Here is a 17,449-nt window from a genome sequence, read left to right as displayed (position 1 = left end):
GTTGAGCGCACGAGGTTGCGGGCGGCAGGCGGGTTTTCCGCGTGCCGCCCGTTTCACCATTTGCAGCCCGTGGGCGGCGACAGCCACCGCGGCGATGCACGGCCCACGCCGCCTCGGCACCTCGGCACCTCGGCACCTGGCGCTTGCGATGCATCAGTCCGCCTCGCCGACACCGTCATCGCTGAACGCGAGCAGGTCGCCGGGCTGGCAGTCGAGATAACGGCAGATGGCCTCGAGCGTCGCGAAACGAATGCCCTTGACCTTGCCCTGCTTGAGCAGCGACAGATTCTGTTCGGTGATGCCGACAGCCGCCGCGAGATCCTTCGAGCGGACCTTGCGCGTCGCGAGCATCACATCGAGCTTGACCACGATCGACATGGCGCGCCTCAGACGAACTGCCGATGTTCGGCATCGAGTTCGCTCGCCTGCCGGAGAATGTGCGCGATGACCGCAATGCAGGCCGCGGTGAACAGCGCGACCACGTACGGCAGGCTGAAGCCGATGCTGACCACGCGATGGCCGACCGGTTCGCGCAGCGTCGCCCACACGCTCAGCAGCGGCTCGCACAGCAGGCTCAGCAACACCCACAGGCCGATCGCACGGCCCGTCTTGCCGAGATGGCCGGCCGCCTGCGCCGAAAAATAGTCGCGGCGCGCGTAGGTGCGGAACAGCGCGCGCAGATGACGCAGGCCGTTCGCGAGCGCGATCAGCGGCACGCTCGACAGCAGGATGCCGACAGCCTTCTGCCACCACGGGAATGCAGCGACATCCACGTTCAGGTTCGAGATCACCGAATCGGTCAGGCCGAATACGAGCCCGGGCCCGGAGGCCGCGTTCAGCGACGGAAACGCCCAGCACGCGGCGTTGAGCACCAGCATGCCGACGATGAACCACAGCGTGACGGTGGCCATCTGCTGGCTGATACGGGCAATGCGATCGGAATGCATGCGAAGTCCTCGACGGGGAATGAACGTGCGTCGATTGTACACCTGAAATTATCGTAAAACGATAATTACTTGCCGTATTGCTGTAATTTATTATCGTGTACCAAGTTCAGCCCGGATCGACAGGCGCGCGTCGCACGCACCGTCGCGATCACCTCGCGCGCGCCTACCGATAGTCGCGCGCGCTGATCCCGTGCCAATGCTTCGTCATGTAGCGCAGAAACGCGGGTTGGGCTTTCAGGTCCGCATTCGGCACGGGCGCCGCGCCGCCGTCCATGAACTTGCCGTTGACCGTGACGGTTTCCTCGCCGCGCAGCACGTACTTCGTGCCCTGGTCGATCAGGAAGTATTTGACCTGGTCGGCGCTGACGTCGCCGCGGCAGCCGATCTTGTACGCGAACAGGAACTGCTTGCGGCCGTTGCCGAGCAGGTCGCGCATTTCGATCGATGCGGGCACGACGTCGAGAATCACGTCGACCGGACATTCCTTCACGTAGTCGCGAACGGTCCAGTCGGGCCGGCCGTCGAGCGTTGCGGCAACCTTGAGCTCGACGTCGTCGCCGGACTCGGTCCGGGCGAGCGTCACCGCATGCGCGCCGGCCGCATCGGTCCACGTGTACTCGGCGGCCTGCGCCAGGTTGCACAGCGCAGTGGCTGCAAGAAACAGGCAAGGCGGAAGGAAGCGCGTCTTCATCGGCGAGGTGGGGGTTGAATCGAACGCGCCATTATCGACAAAGCCGCCTGCCGCTGCCAGCCACCCGCCGCATGCGCCCGTTCAGCGCTCGCGTGTCCCGAGCCCGAGCGCCTTCATCCGCCGGTACAACGTCCGCTCGCTCATCCCGACCTGCGCGGCGAGCGCCTTGCGCGTGCCGTCGAACGTGCGCGCGATGCGCACGAGCTCCGCGTCCGACACGCCGCGCGCATCGGCTGCCCCCTCCTGCGGTGCCGCCGATGCGGCGACCAGCTCGGCCGGCAGATGCTCGATCCGGATCGTCCCGTCGTCCGCGAACAGGCATGCGCGTTCGAGCACGTTGCGCAGCTCGCGGATGTTGCCCGGCCACGCATACGCATCGAGACACGCGAGCGCGCGCTCGGTCAGCACGAATGGCCGCGCACCCGCATCGCCCGCGCTGGCGCGCGTGTTCGCGATCCGCCGCAGGATCGATTCGGCCAGCAGCGCGACGTCCCCGCGGCGGTCGCGCAGCGCCGGCAACGGAATCGGAAACGCGTTGATCCGGTAGTAGAGGTCCTGCCTGAACCGACCGTCGTCGATCATCTCGCGCAGCGGCTTGTGCGTCGCCGCGACCAGCCGGAAATCCGCACGCAGCGCCTCGACGCCGCCGACGCGACGGAACGTGCCCGACTCGATCAGCCGCAGCAGCTTCACCTGCATCGGCAGCGGCACGTCGCCGATCTCGTCGAGAAACAGCGTGCCGCCCTGCGCGGTCTCGACGAGGCCCGGCTTGCGCTGGTTCGCGCCCGTAAACGCGCCCTTCTCGTAACCGAACAGCTCGCTCTCGAACAGCGTCTCGGCGATTCCCGAACAATCGACGACGACGAACGGCCCCATCGCGCGGTCGCTCGCCTCGTGCAGCGCACGGGCGAACAGCTCCTTGCCGGTACCCGATTCGCCGAGCAGCAGCACCGGCAGCATCGACGGCGCCACGCGCTGCAATGCGCCGAGCGCCGCATTGAACGCGTCGGCGCCGCCGACGAGCCCTTCCGCGCTCGGCTGCGCGGACGCGCTGCGCACCGTCGTCAGCCGTTCGACATAGGCGATCACGTTGCCCTGCGCATCGAAGATCGGCCGCAGCTCGACGTCGACATGCTCGGGGCCGCGCGGTGTGTGGTGGATGTGCAGCACGCGGTTCGACCCGCGCGACTCGAGCGCCTGCTTCATCGGGCAATGCTCGCCGGCCTGGTCGCACGGCACGTCGTAGTGATGCGAGACCTGGAAGCAGTGCCGGCCCACGTGCTCGACGCCCGCGACGCCGAACTGGCGCCGGTACGCATCGTTCGCCGCGAGGATGCGGTAATCGGGATCGACGACGATCATCGGCTGCGGATCCTGCTCGAGATACGCGACGAGCGCGCGCACGTCGGGCATGACGTCGTGGCGCGGAGCCGGGACGATCGGGATGGTGTCGTGCGGATTCATGCGGACGCTCGGTGAAAGGGTTGCCTGACGAACTGCCAGGCAGGCTGCCAATTCTGCCACGACACTGCCAGATGTGGCAGTCGGCAGCGGCAGCCGGATGCCGCCGGCACCCGCGCATCGCTGCCGCCGCACCGAAAACCCGAGCCGAATCAAGTCCCTGGCAGATCGGCCGATGCTGCGATGCAGGCTGGCACGCTTCTTGAGTTACAGATCCCGATTGCAGATGCAGAACCCGATCGAGGACATCCCGTGAGCCATGCCACCACGCTGTCGGTCGAAGGCTTTTTCGACCCGGCGACCCACACCGTCAGCTATCTGCTGCTCGATACCGCGAGCCGCGCGTGCGCACTGATCGACAGCGTGCTCGACTACGACCCGAAGTCCGGCCGCACGAACACGGCCAGCGCCGACCGGCTGATCGCCCGCGTCGCCGAACTCGGCGCGGACGTGCACTGGCTGCTGGAAACCCACGTGCACGCCGACCACCTGTCGGCCGCGCCGTACCTGAAGGAACGGGTCGGCGGCCAGATCGCGATCGGTTCGCACGTGCGCCGCGTGCAGCACGTGTTCGGCACGCTGTTCAACGCGGGCCCCGGCTTCGCGCAGGACGGCCGCCAGTTCGACCGGCTGCTCGACGACGGCGACACGCTCGCGCTCGGCGGGCTGACGATCCGCGCGCTGCATACGCCGGGCCACACGCCCGCGTGCATGACCTACTGCGTCGACGACGCGACGCAGCGCGCGGCATTCGTCGGCGACACGCTGTTCATGCCCGACTACGGCACGGCCCGCTGCGACTTCCCGGGCGGCGACGCGCGCACGCTGTACCGCTCGATCGCGCGCGTGCTCGGCCTGCCGCCCGACACGCGCCTGTACCTGTGCCACGACTACCAGCCGGGCGGCCGCGACGTGCAGTTCGAGACGACCGTGGCCGAGCAGCGCCGCGCGAACGTGCACGTGAAGGACGGCGTGACCGAGGACGATTTCGTCGCGATGCGCACCGCGCGCGACGCCACGCTCGCGATGCCCGTGCTGATGCTGCCGTCCGTGCAGGTCAACATGCGCGCCGGCCACCTGCCCGAGCCCGAAAACAACGGCGTGCGCTACCTGAAGATCCCGCTCGACGCGATCTGAGCCGCGCGCCCCACCCGGAGAACCCCGACATGACCATCCGCAAGCTGACCGACGCGCTGTCGGTCTCGCCGCAGATCGCGGCGGCCGACCTGCCCGCGCTTCACGCGGCCGGCATCCGCGCGATCATCTGCAACCGCCCCGACGGCGAAGGCCCCGACCAGCCGACCGTCACCGAAATCCGCGCGGCCGCCGCGCCGCTCGGCATCGACGTGCACTACCTGCCGGTCGATACGGGCAAGGTGACCGACGACCAGGCCGCGCAGTTCGGCGCACTCGTCGCGTCGCTTGAAGGCCCGGTGCTCGCGTACTGCCGCAGCGGCACGCGCTCGGCCACGCTGTGGGCACTGTCGCAAGCCGGCCTGCGCCCGCTGAACGACATCGTCGCGACGGCCGCCGCGGCCGGCTACGACCTGCGCGCGATCGCCTCGCGGGTCGTGCAAGGCGGCAGGCAGGCGGCACCGGCCGTCGACGCGCGGCACGACATCGTGATCGTCGGCGCCGGCGCGGCCGGCATCGCGGTTGCCTCGAGCCTGCTCGCGCGCGACGCGTCGCTCGACATCGCGGTGATCGATCCGGCCGACGTCCACTACTACCAGCCGGGCTGGACGATGGTCGGCGCGGGCGTGTTCCGGCCCGAGACCACCGCGCGCCGGATGACCGACGTGCTGCCGCGCGGCGTGCACCGGATCCAGGCCGCCGTCGCGGGCTTCGAGCCCGACGCGCACACGGTCGTGCTCGACGGCTGCCGCCGCATCGGCTATCGCAAGCTCGTCGTGTGCCCGGGGCTCAAGCTCGACTGGCATGCGATCGAAGGCCTCGCCGACACGCTCGGCCGCAACGGCGTCACGTCGAACTACCGCTACGATCTCGCGCCGTACACGTGGGAGCTGGTCCGCGCGTTCCGCGGCGGCAACGCGCTCTTCACGCAGCCGCCGATGCCGATCAAGTGCGCGGGTGCGCCGCAGAAAGCGATGTACCTGTCGTGCGACCACTGGCGGCGCGCGGGACGCCTCGAGGCCGCGAACGTCGAGTTCCTGAATGCGGGCTCCGCGCTGTTCGGCGTCGCCGACTACGTGCCCGCGCTGATGGAGTACGTGAAAAGCTACGATATCGCGCTGTCGTTCGGCCACAACCTCGTGTCGATCGACGGGCCCGCGCGCCGCGCGACGTTCGCACGCGCGCTGCCCGACGGCGGCAAGGAAACCGTCGTGCGATCGTTCGACATGATCCACGTCGTGCCGCCGCAGAAGGCGCCCGACTTCGTGCGTTCGAGCCCGCTCGCCGATGCGGCCGGCTGGATCGACGTCGATCCGGCGACGCTGCGGCACAAGCAGTATCCGGACATCTACGCGCTCGGCGACGCCACCAACACGACCAATGCGAAAACGGCCGCGGCCGCCCGCAAGCAGGCGCCGGTGGTCGCGCACAACCTGCTCGCGTCGCTCGGCCGCGCGCATGGCGACGCCGCGTACGACGGCTACGGTTCGTGCCCGCTCACGGTCGAGCGCGGCAAGATCGTGCTCGCCGAATTCCTGTACGGCGGCAAGGTCGCGCCGACCTTCCCCGCATGGCTGATCGACGGCAAGCGCCCGTCGCGGCTTGCGTGGCTGCTCAAGGAGCGGGTGCTGCCGCCGCTCTACTGGAAGGCGATGCTCAAGGGCCGCGAATGGCTCGCGAAGCCCGCGATCGCACGTTGACCGGAGCTCGCTGAAGTCATGCTGATTTCCCTCGTACTGGGCGGGTTCGTCGGTGCCGTGCTCGGCCTGACCGGCGCCGGCGGCGGCATCCTCGCGGTGCCGGCGCTCGTCGTCGGGATGAGCTGGCCGATGCAGCAGGCCACGCCCGTCGCACTCGTCGCGGTAGCGGGCAGCGCGGCGCTCGGCGCGCTCGAAGGTTTCCGCCGCGGGCTCGTGCGCTATCGCGCGGCGCTGCTGATGGCCGTGGCCGGCGTGCCGCTGACCACCCTCGGCGTGCGGCTCGCGCACGTGCTGCCGCAACGCCTGCTGCTCGCGCTGTTCGCGCTGACGATGCTGGTCGTCGCCGGCCGCCTGTTGCGGCAGGCGCTGCGGCACGTGCCGGTCGACGCCGACGTGTCGCCGCTGTGCGTCGGCCGCGTGAATCCCGATACGGGCCGGCTCGTGTGGTCCTGGCCGGTCGGCGTCGCGCTGGCGTCGACCGGCGCGATGACGGGCCTGATGACGGGGCTGCTCGGCGTCGGCGGCGGCTTCGTGATCGTGCCGATGCTGCGCAAGTTCACGAACGTGTCGATGCACGGTGTCGTCGCGACGTCGCTGATGGTGATCGCGCTCGTCGGCACCGGCGGCGTGTTCGCGACGCTCGTGTCGGGCACGCGCGCACCGCTCGACGTGACGTTGTGGTTCACCGTCGCGACCGCGCTCGGCATGGCCGCCGGTCGCGGCGCGTCGCACCACCTCGCAGCGCGGCACGTGCAGGCCGGGTTCGCGGCCGTGCTCGTGTGCGTCGCACTCGGGCTGCTGGCGAAGGCGGCGTTCGGCGCGTAAGGCGACGCACAGTCGGGCGCGGGAATCGAATCCGCGCCCGGCCCGCGACGCCCTTCAACCGTCGCGAAATTGTCAGGACCGCATGCTAGACTCGCCGCCGCGCGCCCATCCTTCGCGCGTCGACAACGAATAATTATTCAGGAGTCCGGCCATGCTCGTCACCTCCGTCCGTCGCGCGGCAGTCGCCGCGTTGCTGCTCGCCCCACTCACCGCTCTCGCCACGCCTGCCTATACGGCAGCGTTGACGCTCGCCAGTCTCTCGCCGTCGGTCGGCGGGACCGACAAGGCAACGCTGACGCTCACCAACACCGGCACCGAGCCGGCCGCGGCCGGCCTCTTCATCGGCATGCCGGCCGGCTTCACCGCCGGCGGCTTCACGAACGCATGTGGCGGCACGCTGGCCAGCGACGGCACCGCGCAAGTCGCGCTGTCGGGCGCGACGGTACCGGCCGGCGGCGCCTGCACGTTCAGCTTCACGCTCGACGTGCCGCCCGTCGCGGCGCTTCCGCCGGCTGGCGCGCGCAGTTTCACCGTCACGGGCAATCCGGCGCCCGGTCTCGCGACGCTATCCGCCGCCACCGCACCGACGCTGTCCGGCTTCCTCGGCGCAACGCCGGGCCTTTACAGCAACACGTGGTTTCCGTCGACGGTGCGCAGCGTCGGCACGCTCGACCTGTTCATCACGCCGCGCACCGACCCGGGCCCGAACTCGAACGTGTTCTGGTCGAACCAGGTCAATTCGCTGCACGGCTACACCGGCCTGCAGTCGACCGAGCTGGTATCGGCGAGCGAAGGCGTCGGCAAGCAATTCCTGTTCAGCCTGTGGGGCGCGACGGCCGCGAAGCCCGGCACGCCCGCGAGCGCCGGCATCGGCGCGGGCAGCTATTGCACGGTCAGCGGCTCGGCGACGGACGGCAGCGCGGGCGCACAGTGCCGCTATCGCTACGACTGGCAGGCCGGCCACACCTACCGGTTCCGCATCACGCCGGACACGGCCCAGGGGCCCGGCTGGTTCAAGAGCAACGTCACCGACGTGACGTCCGGCTCGGCCGGCGACAGCTTCGACATCGGCAGCATCTATGTCGGCACGACGCAGACGCAAGTGCCCGTCTCGTCGATCAGCCAGTGGGTCGAGTATTTCGACTGGAACTCGAGCCGCACGAGTTGCACGTCGATCGCCTACACGGACGCGCAGTTCAGCATTCGCGCGTACGACGCGATCGGCAACGCGGTGACGGTGCCGGCACCGTCGGTCACGGTCAACAAGACCTGTCCTGCTGGCGATGCGAACGCATCCGTGTCGAACGGCGTCGCGACGCTGGTCGGCGGCCCGCAGCAATCGGCGGCCGGCCTCGTCAAAGCGAACGGTATCTGCCTGACCGCGTCCGGCGGCCTGGCCGACGGCCATCCCGCGGTGCTCGGCGCCTGCCCGACACTCGCGTCGGTGCACACGTCCGGCGGCACGCACTTCAATCCGCAACTGTGGGTCGCCGCTGGCGACGGGACGCTGCAGACCAAGTACAGCTACTGCCTCACCGCGCAGGGCAACGGCGCGCTGCTGCGCACGTGCGCGGCCGGTGCGGCGGATCAGCAATGGCTGGTGAAAGCCGGCACGGCCCCCGGTTCGGCGCAGCTCGTGTCGCCGCCGACGGGCCGCTGCCTGGCGCCCGCCGCCGGCGGCACGTTGACGCTCCAGCCGTGCACGGCCGCCACGGCAGTCTGGACGACGCCCGGCAAGAGCTTCGCGTACTGACCGGCTCAGACCAGCGCGCAGCGCCACCCAACAAAACGCCCGGCCCGACTCGTCGTCGGCACCGGGCGTTTTTTACTGCGGCGGGCACAACCGGCCAGCGGAACGATAGCCCGTTGTCATCAAGACAGGCGCGGCGTGACCCGTCATTTGAGCCATTCGCGCAGCCTGCCGGCAATCTTGGATCGCTCGACATACCCCAGCGCCGAAACCGCGCACATCGCTCCGACGGTCGCATACAGCAACACCATTTCTCCATTTCTTGCGACGTCCGGCCATGCAGCCTTTGTCAGAACCGACAGAACAATCGATCCCGCAACGCCACCCACGATGACCAGCATCGGCAAGACCGCTCTTCGTGGAAGCAGCGTGCCAGCCCAATAGACGGGATACGAAAACAGCATGGCCACGGCAAATGCAACCGCGAAAGCAACAACGGAAAAAACGATCGATACACTGCCGAAATCCTTGACGGACAAAAGGCCGATGAGCAAGCCGGCCACGATCGCGGCAGTCAGGCTTGCGCCAAGCCATTCAGACATCTTCAATTCTTTCTCCCGTGGTGCCCGCTGGCAATGCGGAGCCTCTTCCTTTTTTGCCGAATGCCACCGCAGCCTGTCTCTCCAAACAAAACGCCCGGCCCGACTCGTCGTCGGCACCGGGCGCTTTTCATCGCGATCACAACCTGAACGTCAGGTCGCGAACCCCGCCATCCGCTTGCGCTCCTGGCGCAGCATCACGAAGTTCGCGATCACGACGCCGGCCGTCACCGCGACGATGAACAGCGTCGCGAGCGCGTTCATCTCCGGATTCAGGCCGAGACGCACGCGCGAGAACACCACGAGCGGCAGCGTCGTCGAGCCGGGGCCCGACAGGAACGCCGACAGCACGAGGTCGTCGATCGACAGCGTGAACGACAGCAGCCAGCCCGCGATCAGCGCCTGCGAGATCAGCGGCAGCGTGATCGTGAAGAACACCTTCAGCGGCGTCGCGCCGAGATCGAGCGCGGCTTCCTCCAGCGACGGGTTCAGCTCGCGCACGCGCGACTGCACGATGATCGCGACGTACGAGATGCACAGCATCACGTGGCCGAGCCAGATCGTGAACACGCCACGCTCGGCCGGCCAGCCGATCCACTTCGCCAGTTCGATGAACAGCAGCAGCAGCGAGATCCCCTGGATCACCTCGGGAATCACGAGCGGCGCGTTGATCATCCCGCTGAACAGCGCGAAGCCGCGAAAGCGCCCCATCCGCGCGAGCACGAAACCGGCCCACGTGCCGATGAACACCGACGCGAACGCGGTCAGCACGCCGATCTTCAGCGACAGCCACGCGGCCGTCAGCAGCTCGTCGTCCTCGACGAGCGCCGAGTACCAGCGGAACGAGAACCCCGACCACACGGTGACGAGCTTCGACTCGTTGAACGAATAGACGATCAGGCTGATGATCGGGATGTACAGGAACGCGAAGCCGGCAAACAGCGCCGCAAACTGCAGGTAACGATTCGGTTTCATCGACGGCCTCCCTGCTCCTTCGCCTGGAAGTGCTGGAACATCGCCATCGGCACGAGCAGCAGCAGCACCATCGCGCAGGTCACCGCCGACGCCATCGGCCAGTCTGCGTTGTTGAAAAACTCGTTCCACATCACGCGGCCGATCATCAGCGTGTTCGCGCCGCCGAGCAGCTCCGGGATCACGTACTCGCCGACCGCCGGGATGAACACGAGCAGGCAGCCCGCGATGATCCCGTTCTTCGACAGCGGCAGCGTGATCTGCACGAACGCCTTCCACGGCTTCGCGCCGAGGTCGTATGCGGCTTCGAGCAGGCGCAGGTCCATCTTCACGAGGTGTGCGTACAGCGGCATCACGAGGAACGGCAGGTACGAGTACACCATCCCGATGTACACCGCGTAGTTGGTGCGGTACAGCTCGATCGGCGTATGCGTGAGGCCGATCCACATCAGGAAGTTGTTCAGCAGCCCGTTGTTCTTCAGGATGCCGATCCACGCATACACGCGGATCAGGAACGACGTCCAGAACGGCAGCATCACGCCCATCATCAGCAGGTTGCGGGTCGCCGGGTTCGAGCGCGCGATGTAGTACGCCATCGGATAGCCGATCAGCAAACACAGCAGCGTCGTGATCGCGGCCACCCACACCGAATTCACGTAGGTCGCGAAATACAGGCTGTCCGTGAACAGGAACGCGTAGTGCGACAGGTTCAGCGCGACGTGCACGACGCCGTCGGTGTACGACGCAAGCTCCGTGTACGGCGGGATGCCGAGCTGCAGCTCCGCGAAACTGATCTTGACGACCAGCACGAACGGCACGAGGAAGAACAGCACGAGCCACGTGAACGGCCCGGCGACGACCGCCGTGGCGCCCGTCAGGTTGAAGCGCCGCACCGGCCACTCGAGCAGGGACTTGAACGTGGTCATGACGTCAGCACCACGCCCGCGGTCGCGCTCCAGCGCACGTAGATCTCGTCGCCGAGCGCCGGCGTGTCGAGCTCGGAAATCGCGAGGCTCGACACGTTCGCGATCACCGTCTTGCCCGCGTCGAGCTTCACGTGATACAGCGAGTAGCCGCCCATGTACGCGACGTTGCTGATCCGGCCGCGCGCCCAGTTGAACGCGCCTTCGGGCGGCTTGCGCGTGAGCGCGATCCGTTCCGGGCGCACCGACACCGTGACCGGCATCCCGAGCGGGCCCGAGATCCCGTGGCTCACGTACAGCCGGCTCGGCAGTTCCGGCGACTCGATGTACACGTGGTCGGGTTCGTCCTCGACGGTCACGCCGTCGAACAGGTTCGTCGAGCCGATGAATTCGGCCGAGAAGCGGCTGTTCGGATATTCGTACACTTCGTTCGGCGAGCCGATCTGCACGATCTGCCCTTCGCTCATCACCGCGAGACGATTGGCCATCGTCATCGCTTCTTCCTGGTCGTGCGTGACCATGATGCAGGTGACGCCGACCTTGTTCAGGATGTTGACGAGCTCGATCTGCGTGCGCTGGCGGATCTGCTTGTCGAGCGCGGACATCGGCTCGTCGAGCAGCAGCAGCTTCGGCCGCTTGACCAGCGAGCGCGCCAGCGCGACACGCTGCTGCTGGCCGCCCGACAACTGATGCGGCTTGCGCTTCGCGTACTTGCTCATCTGCACGAGTTCGAGCGCCGAAGCGACGCGCTCCTTCAGCTCGGACTTCGGCGTGCCTTCCTGCTTCAGACCGAACGCGACGTTGGACTCGACCGACATGTGCGGGAACAGCGCATACGACTGGAACATCATGTTCACGGGCCGCTTGTAAGGCGGCATCTGCGCGAGGTCCTCGCCGTCGATCAGGATCTTGCCCGACGTGACCGTCTCGAGGCCCGCGAGCATCCGCAGCAACGTCGACTTGCCGCAGCCCGAGCTGCCAAGCAGCGCGAACAGCTCGCCCTGGCGCACGGTCAGGTTGACGCTGCGCACGGCTTCGGTGTCGCCGAATTTCTTGACGACGTCGACGATCTGGACAAAGTTCTCGGCGCGCGCATCGGCGCCGGAGGAGGAAACGGAGGACGGCGCGCCCGCGACCGGCGCACCCGACTGGCTATTCATGATGTGCTGCTTCTCTCCTGCGTTGAACGAACAAAGCCCCCGGGGGCACCAGGGGCTTCATGACTGCCGGGAACATCGGCTCGCGTCAGCGGCCCGACTTCAGCTCGGTCCACAGACGCGTCTGCAGACGCTGGATTTCAGGCGGCAGCGGCTTGAGCAGGAACAGCGTCTTCACGACGTCGGCCGGCGGATAGACGGCCGGGTCGTTCGCGACGTCGGGCCGCACGTACTTGCGGGCCTCTGCGTTGGCGCTCGGGTAGTACACCGCGTTCGTGATCGCCGCGTGCACCTTCGGATCCTCGATGTAGTTGATCCACTGCAGCGCGGCATCCTTGTTCTTCGCGTCCTTCGGGATCGCCATCACGTCGAACCACACCGGCGCACCGCCCTTCGGAATGTAGTACTCGATCTTGTACGACTTCTTCGCTTCCATCGCGCGATGCTTCGCGATCACGACGTCGCCCGACCAGCCGAACGCGAAGCAGATGTCGCCGCCGACCAGGTCGTTGATGTAGCCCGACGAGTTGAATTGCGTGATGTACGGGCGGATCTTCTTCAGCACTTCCATCGCGGCCTTGTAGTCGGCCGGATTCGTGCTCATCGGATCCTTGCCGATGTAGTGCAGTGCGGCCGCGAACATCTGGTCGGGTGCATCGAGCACCGACACGCCGCAGGTCTTCAGCTTCGAGAGGTTTTCCGGCTTGAACAGGATGTCCCAGTTATCGAGCGGCACCTTGCCGAGCGCCTGCTGCGCCTTCGTCAGGTTGTACGCGAGACCGGTCGTGCCGTACGCCCACGGCACCGAGAATTTGTTGCCCGGGTCCGCACCGGCGACGAGCGCCATCAGTTGCGGATCGAGGTACTTGAGATTCGGCAGTTTCGACTTGTCGAGCGGCGCGAAGATGCCGGCGGCGATCTGCTTGCCCGCATAGTTGCTGGTCGGCACGACGATGTCGTAGCCCGAGCTGCCCGTCAGCAGCTTCGCCTGCAGCGTGTCGTCGCTGTCGTAGTTGTCGTAGCGGACCTTGACGCCCGTCTGCTTCTCGAAGTTCGGGATCGTGTCCTTCGCAATGTAGTCCGACCAGTTATAGACATTGAGCTGCGTATCCTTCGCCGCTGCCGCCGATGCACCCACGCACAGCGCGAGCGCTGCGAACCGGCCCACTACCTTTGCATTCATCCCGTTCTCCCTCCGACCGGACACGTTGCCCGGCTGCCGTCTGCCTCGTCATGGCGGCACATTCTGGCGCGCCGCCCCTCGAAAACCCCGAAAACTACCATCATTCGCGCCCCGTCACAAAAAAATCATGCCGGTGTCGCGCAAACGGAACAGATTCCCGCCGACGGCCAGGCTGGCCGCCCGTGCGGCGGGGCGTTCCCGGGGAATTCTATCGGGTAATCGGCCGCTGTCCACCGGGAAAAACAGGTGGCGGCGAAACCGCGTTCGCCGGCCGGACACGAGCCGTTCGGCGGCTGCGCCCGAACCCGGCGGTACTGTCTCGCCGCTGCACCGGTACGGCATGGCGGCCGCACCCGCCCGACCGTTCCAGCGCGATGCATTAAAATGGCGGCTGACGATTCAACTGCGTGAACCCTTCCGATGGCCTCCAATCTCCACGACCTGCCCGACAGCCCCTGCATCGGCGTGTGCTCGACCCTCTTCGACGAAGTCTGCAAGGGCTGCGGCCGCACGGCCGCCGAAGTGTCGAACTGGGTGTTCCTGAGCGACGACGAAAAGCGCGCGGTGTGGGAACGCATCTCGCGCGAAGGCACCGCGATGCGCTTCCAGTACGACAAGCTGTAAATCCGCCGCGCATAAAAAAAGCGGCATGCCGACCGACATGCCGCCAACCCCAACTCTGTTCTTTTCCCGCCGCGTCTAGAACTTCATCCCGACGCCCACGCCGACGATCAGCGGATCGATGTGCAGCGTGCCGATGCCCTTGTCGCCCAGCGTCGCATCGGTGCTCATCCAGATCTTCTTCACGTCGACGTTCATGAAAATCTTCTTCGTCACCTGCACGTCCACGCCGAACTGCAGCGCGGGGCCGAAGCTGCTCTTGTTGATCGACACACCCTGCCCGCCGACGTTGAGCCCGTTGTTGTAGAAGTACGTGTAGTTCAGGCCTGCACCGACGTACGGGCGCACCTTGCCGGCATGGTTGAAGTGATACTGCAGCAGCAGCGTCGGCGGCAGCACGCCCACGCCGCCGAGATTGCCGAGGCTCGACGTCAGCTGGTGCCGCGACGTGCCGAGAATCAGCTCGACACCGAGGTAGTCGCGGATCATGTACGTGAAGTCGAGCTCGGGCACGATCGCGTTGTTCACCCCGACGTTGAGCGCGCCCAGCGTGTCGCTCGCGCGTTCGTTCGGCTGGATGCTGATCGCGCGCAGCCGGACCAGGACGTCGCCCTGGTTGATGCCGTCGCCCGGCGAAGCCGCATGCGACAGCGAAGGCGTCGCGGCGAAAGCGGCTGCAACGGCGGCAGCGGTGACACAAGTTCGAATCGTTTTATGCATGGTACGGACCCCCAAAGAATGGTTTCCATTCTCCCTGTAGGGTCTTTTCGTCATCTTGATATCCGTCAAGCCAGCGTAAACGTGGGACGGTTTGCCGCAGGCTCGGTCGCACAGCCCGTCAGCAGCAGGTCGAGCAGATCGCGCACGCTGCGGATCGCACGGCCGAACGGCAACGCTTCGCGGCCGCGGAAGAACAGCCCGTTCGCAACGTCGCCGCGCAGCGCGGCCGCAAGCCGCGTGTCGATGCAGAAGTGGCCGAACTTCTCGATGCCGTCGCGCAAGCCGCACACGCTCAGGCATTCGAGCGCGGTCGGGCAGCGCTGTTTCAGTGCGCCGAGCTTGGTGCGGATGCGCGTCTCGTTGCGCAGGTAACGATCGAGCCACGGCGTCTTCACCGCGCGCGCGGGCAACCCCGTCACGCTGACGAATTCGACGATATCGTCGGGCGTCGCGTCAGCCAGCACGCGCTTGAAGTGCGGATGCGCATCGCCCTCTTCCGTCACCGCGAACGGCGTCCCCACCTGCACGCCGTTCGCGCCGGCCTCGAATGCTGCACGCACCGTGTCGTGACTATTGATCCCGCCCGCAACGATCAGCGGGATCGTTTCGCGCGCGAGGCCGAGCGACGCCATCACCTGCGCGGTCTCGTCGAGCACGCGCGCGAAGTCGAAACGTTGGTCGTGCATGTCGTCGATCTGCGTGACGCCGAGATGGCCGCCCGCATGCGCCGGATGCTCGATCACGATCGCGTCGGGCAGGCGCCCCTTCTTCATCCACTTCTTCAGCACGAGCGCGATCCCGCGGCTGTCCGACAGGATCGGAATCAGCGCGATGTCGTGTCCTTGCGTGAGATCGGGCAGGTCGAGCGGCAGGCCCGCGCCCATCACGATCGCATCGGCGCCCTCGTCGCACGCGACCCGCACGTAGTCGGCATGCGCGCTCACGGCCTTCATCACGTTGACCGCGATCATTCCGCGCCCTTCGCTGTAGGTCTTCGCGAGGCGGATCTCGCGTGCGAGCGCCTCGAGGTTAGCAGCCTCGAGCGTCGCGCGATCGGGTTGCGCGCGGCAACGGGCCAGCAGGTCCGCATGATGGTGGCGCAGGTCGATGCTCGCGATCGTGCCGACCGCGCCTTCGCGCGCGACGCTGCCCGCCAGCCGGTGCGCGGAGATACCGACACCCATGCCGCCCTGCACGACAGGCAGCAAGGTGCGGCCGCGAATCGTCAGCGGCGGAAAGGAAGTGCGTACGGTCATCTGATACCTCGTCGGAACATCGGAACCGCGATGATCGACGATCCACCGCCGCGCACCTTGACGCGCGTCAATAAAAAAACGGCACGCGAGCGTGCCGTTTCCGGTTCGTGCGGCGCGAAGCGCTCAGGCGGGCTTCGCCGGCTTGAGCTGCATCGACTTGTACTCGAGATATTCCTCGAGCCCGTACACGCCGTTCTCGCGGCCGTGCCCCGACTGCTTGTAGCCGCCGAACGGCGCGGCCATGTTCCACGCGCCGCCGTTGATGTCGACCTGCCCCGTGCGGATCCGGCGCGCGATACCCATCGCGCGTTCGTCGCTGCCGGCCCACACCGCGCCGCCGAGCCCGTACGGCGAATCGTTCGCGATTCGCACGGCCTCGTCTTCATCGCGATACGTGATGATCGACAACACCGGCCCGAAGATTTCCTCCTGCGCGATCGTCGATTTCGGATCGACGCGGCCGAACACGGTCGGCTTCACGAAGAAGCCCTTCGCGAGCCCTTCCGGCAGGCCCGTGCCGCCCGTCACGAGCTCCGCGCCTTCGTCGATCCCGCGCTGGATGTAGTCCTGCACGCGCTGCTGCTGCACGGCCGACGCAAGCGCGCCGAGGCGCGTCGCGTCCTGTCGCGGATCGCCGGCAACGTAGGTTTCGGCCGCCGCCTTCGCGATCGCGCGCACCTCGTCGTAGCGCGCTTCCGGCACCAGCATGCGCGTGTGTGCCGAGCAGGTCTGCCCCGCGTTCAGGTAACACGCGTTGACCGTGCCCTTCACGGCCGTCGCGAAATCGGCATCGTCGAGAATCACCGAGGCCGACTTGCCGCCCAGCTCGAGCGCGACGCGCTTGACGCCCGCGGCCGCCAGTTCGGCCACGCGCTTGCCGGCGCGCGTCGAGCCCGTGAACGACACCATGTCGACGTCCGGATCGGTGGCCAGCACCTCGCCGACCACCGGGCCGTAGCCGCACACGAGGTTGAACACGCCGGCCGGCAGCCCGGCTTCGTGAATCGCCTCGGCGAGCATGAACGCGTTGAGCGGCGCGACTTCGGACGGCTTCAGGACGACCGTGCAGCCGGCCGCGAGCGCCGGCGCAACCTTCAGCGTCACCTGGTTGAGCGGGTAGTTCCACGGCGTGATCGCCGCGACCACGCCGACCGGCTCGCGCACGACGAGCGAGTTGCCGACCTGTGCCTCGAACTCGAACGACTCGGCGAGCTTCGCGTACGCCTTCCAGTTGTAGATCGGGCCGCCGACCTGGATCGCGCGCGACAGCTTGATCGGCATCCCGACTTCGCCGGTGATCGATTGCGCGAGTTCCTCGCTGCGCGCCTGCAGATGCTCGACGATCTTGCGCAGGTAGCCCGCGCGCGTCGCGGGCGGCGTGGCCGCCCATGCGTCGAAGGCTGCGCGCGCCGCGCGGATCGCGTCCTGCGCGTCGGACGCGACGCCTTCCGGAATCCGGCCGATCACGGCCTCGGTACCCGAGTCGATCACGTCGATCGTGCCGGTGCCGGCCGGTTTGCGCCACGCGCCGTCGATATAGAACTGGTCGTAGATTTTCATCGCTTTCCGC

17 protein-coding genes are annotated in these 17,449 nt (G+C 67.3%); 5 read left to right on the top strand and 12 right to left on the bottom strand.

Annotated elements, in window-relative coordinates:
- Positions 1–153 precede the first annotated feature (153 nt).
- The 4 genes from BDI24065_RS07350 to BDI24065_RS07335 form a co-directional block, all read right to left on the bottom strand.
- On the bottom strand, positions 154–378 hold the full coding sequence (locus BDI24065_RS07350; protein ID WP_174916917.1) for a helix-turn-helix domain-containing protein: 225 nt from the start codon (positions 376–378) through the stop codon (positions 154–156).
- A gap of 8 nt (positions 379–386) precedes the next feature.
- A complete protein-coding gene (locus tag BDI24065_RS07345) occupies positions 387–947 on the bottom strand; it encodes a DUF2975 domain-containing protein (protein WP_175030643.1) in 561 nt (186 codons plus the stop codon).
- Positions 948–1,110: 163 nt separating this feature from the next.
- Positions 1,111–1,638 (bottom strand): M949_RS01915 family surface polysaccharide biosynthesis protein, encoded by a 528-nt coding sequence (locus tag BDI24065_RS07340; protein WP_175030642.1) that lies wholly within the window; start codon positions 1,636–1,638, stop codon positions 1,111–1,113.
- A gap of 81 nt (positions 1,639–1,719) precedes the next feature.
- Positions 1,720–3,102: a sigma-54 interaction domain-containing protein gene (locus BDI24065_RS07335; RefSeq protein ID WP_175030641.1), complete on the bottom strand. Its 1,383-nt coding sequence runs from the start codon at positions 3,100–3,102 to the stop codon at positions 1,720–1,722.
- 249 nt (positions 3,103–3,351) lie between these two features.
- Here BDI24065_RS07335 and BDI24065_RS07330 point away from each other — a divergent pair, with 249 nt between their 5' ends.
- The 4 genes from BDI24065_RS07330 to BDI24065_RS07315 all read left to right on the top strand — a co-directional run bounded on the left by BDI24065_RS07330 (position 3,352) and on the right by BDI24065_RS07315 (position 8,511).
- Positions 3,352–4,236, top strand: coding sequence for an MBL fold metallo-hydrolase (locus BDI24065_RS07330; RefSeq protein ID WP_175030640.1), 885 nt, complete (start codon positions 3,352–3,354; stop codon positions 4,234–4,236).
- 29 nt (positions 4,237–4,265) lie between these two features.
- Positions 4,266–5,933: a bifunctional protein tyrosine phosphatase family protein/NAD(P)/FAD-dependent oxidoreductase gene (locus BDI24065_RS07325; RefSeq protein WP_175030639.1), complete on the top strand. Its 1,668-nt coding sequence runs from the start codon at positions 4,266–4,268 to the stop codon at positions 5,931–5,933.
- An 18-nt stretch (positions 5,934–5,951) separates the two neighbouring features.
- Positions 5,952–6,758: a sulfite exporter TauE/SafE family protein gene (locus BDI24065_RS07320; RefSeq protein ID WP_175030638.1), complete on the top strand. Its 807-nt coding sequence runs from the start codon at positions 5,952–5,954 to the stop codon at positions 6,756–6,758.
- Positions 6,759–6,909: 151 nt separating this feature from the next.
- On the top strand, positions 6,910–8,511 hold the full coding sequence (locus tag BDI24065_RS07315; protein WP_175030637.1) for an RICIN domain-containing protein: 1,602 nt from the start codon (positions 6,910–6,912) through the stop codon (positions 8,509–8,511).
- Between the two features lie 143 nt (positions 8,512–8,654).
- Here the strand turns inward: BDI24065_RS07315 and BDI24065_RS07310 are convergent, their stop codons facing one another.
- From BDI24065_RS07310 to BDI24065_RS07290, 5 genes are all read right to left on the bottom strand, one after another.
- A complete protein-coding gene (locus BDI24065_RS07310) occupies positions 8,655–9,056 on the bottom strand; it encodes a hypothetical protein (protein WP_175030636.1) in 402 nt (133 codons plus the stop codon).
- Between the two features lie 144 nt (positions 9,057–9,200).
- Positions 9,201–10,022 carry an ABC transporter permease subunit gene (locus tag BDI24065_RS07305; protein WP_166964606.1) on the bottom strand — a complete coding sequence of 274 codons (822 nt, stop codon included), beginning with the start codon at positions 10,020–10,022 and terminating at the stop codon, positions 9,201–9,203.
- Positions 10,019–10,945 carry an ABC transporter permease subunit gene (locus tag BDI24065_RS07300; protein WP_011352199.1) on the bottom strand — a complete coding sequence of 309 codons (927 nt, stop codon included), beginning with the start codon at positions 10,943–10,945 and terminating at the stop codon, positions 10,019–10,021. The genes BDI24065_RS07305 and BDI24065_RS07300 overlap by 4 nt, the downstream gene beginning before the upstream one ends.
- The gene (locus tag BDI24065_RS07295; protein WP_175030635.1) at positions 10,942–12,102 is read right to left on the bottom strand and encodes an ABC transporter ATP-binding protein; all 1,161 of its coding nucleotides are present in this window, start codon (positions 12,100–12,102) and stop codon (positions 10,942–10,944) included. Before BDI24065_RS07295 ends, BDI24065_RS07300 begins: the two co-directional genes overlap by 4 nt.
- An 85-nt stretch (positions 12,103–12,187) precedes the next feature.
- On the bottom strand, positions 12,188–13,282 hold the full coding sequence (locus tag BDI24065_RS07290; RefSeq protein ID WP_175030634.1) for a polyamine ABC transporter substrate-binding protein: 1,095 nt from the start codon (positions 13,280–13,282) through the stop codon (positions 12,188–12,190).
- 420 nt (positions 13,283–13,702) lie between these two features.
- Between BDI24065_RS07290 and BDI24065_RS07285 the strand changes: the two genes are divergently transcribed.
- Positions 13,703–13,906, top strand: a complete 204-nt coding sequence (locus BDI24065_RS07285; RefSeq protein WP_010095552.1) for a DUF1289 domain-containing protein — start codon at positions 13,703–13,705, stop codon at positions 13,904–13,906.
- Between the two features lie 75 nt (positions 13,907–13,981).
- On the opposite strand, the gene BDI24065_RS07280 is transcribed toward BDI24065_RS07285, so the two are convergent.
- The 3 genes from BDI24065_RS07280 to BDI24065_RS07270 form a co-directional block, all read right to left on the bottom strand.
- The gene (locus BDI24065_RS07280; RefSeq protein ID WP_175030633.1) at positions 13,982–14,623 is read right to left on the bottom strand and encodes an OmpW/AlkL family protein; all 642 of its coding nucleotides are present in this window, start codon (positions 14,621–14,623) and stop codon (positions 13,982–13,984) included.
- Positions 14,624–14,688: 65 nt separating this feature from the next.
- Positions 14,689–15,879 (bottom strand): NAD(P)H-dependent flavin oxidoreductase, encoded by a 1,191-nt coding sequence (locus BDI24065_RS07275; protein ID WP_175030632.1) that lies wholly within the window; start codon positions 15,877–15,879, stop codon positions 14,689–14,691.
- Between the two features lie 123 nt (positions 15,880–16,002).
- Positions 16,003–17,439, bottom strand: a complete 1,437-nt coding sequence (locus tag BDI24065_RS07270) for an aldehyde dehydrogenase family protein (RefSeq protein WP_175030631.1) — start codon at positions 17,437–17,439, stop codon at positions 16,003–16,005.
- Positions 17,440–17,449 lie beyond the last annotated feature (10 nt).

The organism is Burkholderia lata (assembly GCF_902499025.1).
Taxonomy (GTDB): Bacteria; Pseudomonadota; Gammaproteobacteria; order Burkholderiales; family Burkholderiaceae; genus Burkholderia; species Burkholderia lata_C.
Note: the sequence above shows the minus strand (reverse complement) of the source record. Positions and strands in the feature narration are given on the sequence as shown.